Annotated in this window: 2 protein-coding genes and 3 pseudogenes; all 5 read right to left on the bottom strand. The window is 42.3% G+C overall.

Translation table 11 applies throughout. From position 1 onward, the window contains the following. Positions 1-245 precede the first annotated feature (245 nt). Positions 246-1,475, bottom strand: a pseudogene (locus CRG49_RS13640) (DUF637 domain-containing protein); the annotation flags it as partial. A gap of 108 nt (positions 1,476-1,583) precedes the next feature. Beyond that, the gene (locus CRG49_RS12410; RefSeq protein WP_095501653.1) at positions 1,584-1,961 is read right to left on the bottom strand and encodes a hypothetical protein; all 378 of its coding nucleotides are present in this window, start codon (positions 1,959-1,961) and stop codon (positions 1,584-1,586) included. An 8-nt stretch (positions 1,962-1,969) separates the two neighbouring features. Next, positions 1,970-3,532: pseudogene (locus CRG49_RS12405) on the bottom strand (DUF637 domain-containing protein); the annotation flags it as partial. A gap of 169 nt (positions 3,533-3,701) precedes the next feature. Continuing rightward, a complete protein-coding gene (locus tag CRG49_RS12400; RefSeq protein WP_095501655.1) occupies positions 3,702-4,055 on the bottom strand; it encodes a hypothetical protein in 354 nt (117 codons plus the stop codon). Between the two features lie 33 nt (positions 4,056-4,088). Then, positions 4,089-4,175 (bottom strand): annotated as a pseudogene (locus CRG49_RS12395) (IS5/IS1182 family transposase); the annotation flags it as partial.

Genomic DNA, 4,175 nt, shown 5'->3' with positions numbered 1-4,175 from the left:
GATATCCGTGGTGCTGAGCAGGATGCGGCTGTTTTCATTGGCATACGGTGCGCTAATGCTCACACCGGTTTTACCCGAAAGTTCTGCAGCAAGCGTAGGAGGTGTCTTCAGCACTCATGCGTCTGAACAGTATACAGAGAATCTGAATATTTACTTGCATAACAAATGCCGTCTGAAAAATTGTGAGCTTTTCAGACGGCATTGAGCCGTAAATCATGGAACGCGTGCGTGCTGAAGCACACACCTTACACATGGATTTTAGGTTTCATGCAGGCTACAGCTTGCTTTTCTATACTAATATCTGGATTAGTACCAACCTTTTTTGTATATTCATTCTTATCGGCAAGTTTTAAAATCGCTGGTTTTATTACCCTATGGAATCTTTCCTGATTTACACTCTTAGAACCAATATAAAGATCTTTATTTTTACTAGTACTGCCACGAGAAGCATAGGCATGGTCAGGCATTTTATCTTGGGAGATTTTTACACGGCCACCTTCAGGCGTAATGGCATAAAGAGCATCAGCTTCTTTAAGTTCCCTAACACCTTGCTTCATTGTGGAGTAAGCATCTTCAAAATTTCCTCTTTTGTACAAATTAGCAGCTTTTTCAAACAAAGCTTTTGCGCCTTTATAACCTTTTGCAAGTATTTTTTCTCCTGGAATAAATGAAGCTAATGCAAATGCTTTTGAACTTAAGGTATCTGCTTTTGAAAAATCGTTGGCTCCCCCATAGGGAGTGAATAACATGCCAGCTGCTTCGTTAAATACATGCATTTGATATTGTTTTAATTCTTCATAAGCTTTGGGATTCGTTTTCTTTAACTCTTCTTCATTCTTTTTTGCTTTGTGGCTTCCATAAGATCCGCCAAATAAATTATTTTCAACAGCAACTTTAGCTGTATTGGCCGCGGCATCGACATCGCCGCCCGCCACACCGCTTACCGTACCGGCAACCAGTTTGCTGTATGCCAGAATCTGTTCGCGCTCTTTGGCCGTTAAGGCAGCAGGGTTTTTACCGTTAACCAAAGCCTCCCCGACAATCTCACCCACAGCTGCGCCAATCGCACCGTCCTGACACTTACCCTTATTCGCCGTCGCTGCTGCACAGCCTGCTACGGCATGGGCAACTTTGTGGGCGATATAGTGCTGATCCAATTGCTTAATCTTACTGGCTGCCTCCCCATGCGCGGTATTCACCAATGCCGCCAGGATATTTGCCTCCAGATTGTCTTTCAGGCTGCCGCCGTTAACAGCGGTGTTGATCAGCGCGGCACTGCCCGCATTGGCCAGGTTGACGTTGAGGTTGTTTACCCAAGGGGTTTCGCTCCAAGTGGCAAGGGAAGAGGCACCGAGTTTGTTGGATACGCCTGCCGTTGCCGCCGCTACAACCAGATTTTTCACTGTGCGACTTCTGCCCAGTTCCTTCAGGGTTTTGCCGACGTTGCCTTTGTTGTTGATCAGGGAGACGGGAGCGGCTGTTGAGGGTTTGCGCACGGTTACGCCGCTTATGGCGGCTAACCGTACCTACGCGGGCTAATTTTTTAGTTTGTTTCTATAGAAAACATATACATACGAAACTTTCTATTCATCAAGAGATGGCCATGAAAAACTATTCTTTTTATACTCAGCACTCAATAATGTTGATATATCAGTTTTTATTGAATCAAATATAAGAGATAGATTACCTGCGTAAATCATAGCCATAAATAAAGCATTACTGGCAATTTTGAAATTTTTATCGTTTAGGGCTAATTGGCATACTTCCATATAATCTAAAAAGTTTTTTAAATCCTCCTTAAATTCATTATCCCAATTCCCGTCTGAAGTATAATCTTTAATCCATTTCATATTAGCTGTTTCATGATTAACTTCTTCTGATACTTTTGGATCTGTCAAATCAAACCCTTGATAAAGCCCCACATTAATCAAGATTTTTTTTATATCATTCAATGTTTCCATAAAATTTCCTATTTTAAGTTTAATTTACGACCTTTTGCTGCCCCAGTTTTCATTTGGTTAAGCGAACCATCCATATTTAGAACAAACTTAAAGTTCCCATTTTTATCAAAAACCTCTAAATGATTTTTATGTTGGGCATCTAAATAAAACCTATCACCGGTTTTTAATAACCCTTGGTTTCTTTTCACCAAGAAGACAGACTGCCCTTGCTGCGTCGGAAGCGTTGTCTTTTCCGAAATTTGAGACAATTGCTTTCCAAAAGGATTATTTTTCATGTATGTACTCATATTAGGTACTGCGCCTTTATTAGGGATATAAGGACGATTTTTTTCTAAAACTTCCTTAACCTTCTGTGCCGCCTCCCCTTTATTAGCGCGATTCAGCTCTGTTCCGACGACAATATCAATAACGGCTTTGGCGTCGTTCCAATCCAATGTTCCGTCGGATAAGGTGATTAGGTTGTCGGCTAAATTATAACCTTCGTCTTTCAACGTCTGTTTTAAATCTCTAACATTGATTTTCCCGTTTTTTAATCCTTTTCTGGCTACCTTATAAACCACTTTTGCTGCAGTTACAACAACTTTAACCGCATTATTTTCTACCGCGTTTTGTGCGGTTTGTGCAGCAGTATTGACATCTCCTCCCGTTACGCCTGCAACTGTACCTGCCGCAAGTTTGGCATAGGCGGTAATTTTCTTAACTTCCAGATCTAATTGTTCCGGGGTCATACCGTTAAAATCGGTATTTTTAACCAAAGCCTCCCCAACAATCTCACCCACGGCTGCGCCGATGGCACCGTCCTGACACTTACCCTTATTCGCCACCACAGCAGCACATCCTGCCAAAGCGTGGGCAAATTGTTTGGCAATATAATCGTCACTGAAGGTTGTTTTGATTTTGCTCGCCACCTCCCCATGTGCGGTATTCACCAAAGCCGCAAGAATATTCACCTCCAGATTGTCTTTCAGGCTGCCGCCGTTAACGGCGGTGTTAATCAGCGCGGCACTGCCCGCATCGGCAAGGTTCACGGTCATGTTGTTGACCCACTGCGTATCGCTGACATTGGCTAAAGCAGACGCACCGATTTTGTTGGATACGCCTGCGGTGGCAGCGGCTGCAACCAGGTTTTGCACCGTGCGGCTTCTGCCCAGTTCTTTCAGGGTTTTGCCGACGTTGCCTTTGTTGTTGATCAGTGAAATGGAAGCCTGGGTGGCTAGTGAGGTAAATGCTGCATTGGCCGCCGCTGCCGATGCGGTTCCCTGTGCTGCGCCAATCAAACCGGCACCGACTCCGCCGGTTGCGGCGGCTACTGCGAGGGCGATAATGGCGGCTCCGGCACCTGTGAGTCCTTCTTGTTTGTAATTCCATTTATCGTAGACAAGCTGTACCTGTTTCCAATCGACGTTTTTGGCCGTCTGAAGCTGTTTCAGGTAGGCATACTCGGGCTGTTTGGCCAGCTTTTCGATTTCGGTTTTCAGATTGCCTTTGGGGATATCAGCAATGTAGCCGCCGGGGGGGGTGAGTACGGGGGCAACAAGGCCTTTGAAACTTGGCAGTAACGCAGTATGGACAAATTATAGCAACCATAAATGATTCTGGAACAGGCATTTATGTCTACGCGGATAGAATAAGAAAAGGCCGTCTGAAAGATTTAAGATTTTTCAGACGGCATGACTTATTTATGAATAAAAGAAACATAAATTAGGCGATGTGGGCGGCAAGTGTCCATTCTGTGCTTGCTTATTGGCAAGATTGGTTATCAGGATAAAGCCAATATAAAAAACTATCATCCTGGTTAACTATTATTTCAATACTTTCTTCTCCTCTGCAAAATATATCAGGTGCAATTTCTTTAAATCCTTTCAAATTTAAATTTTCTTTAATCTGTTCTTCGTTAATATATTTAGCATCCAAACTAACAATTAATCTCCTTCCCGCTCTTCCACCCACATGTTCAGATAAAATAGCATTTTTTTCTAAAATCATACCTATTTCTTTTTGAATATTATCTAACTTTTCTTTTGTATCAAATCTATAATCTGATTTAAAACTGGTCTTAAAATTAAAAATGATAAAAATAAAAAATATAGCCATCAGAATATATTTTATTTTTTTTAGGGCGTGTCCTCAATTTAACTTAGCATGAATAATAGAGCAAGCCAAGTAAAGCATCGATTTAAAATTACGAGCTAATTTCTCATAGCGAGTAGCAAT

The organism is Neisseria sp. N95_16 (genome assembly GCF_002551535.2).
Lineage (GTDB): Bacteria > Pseudomonadota > Gammaproteobacteria > Burkholderiales > Neisseriaceae > Neisseria > Neisseria brasiliensis.
Note: the sequence above shows the minus strand (reverse complement) of the source record. Positions and strands in the feature narration are given on the sequence as shown.

What these genes read in the sequence shown, in the direction of transcription:
- CRG49_RS12410 (WP_095501653.1), bottom strand. Translation starts at nt 1,961, where the DNA reads ATGGAAACATTGAATGATATAAAAAAAATCTTGATTAATGTGGGGCTT.
- CRG49_RS12400 (WP_095501655.1), bottom strand. Translation starts at nt 4,055, where the DNA reads ATGGCTATATTTTTTATTTTTATCATTTTTAATTTTAAGACCAGTTTT.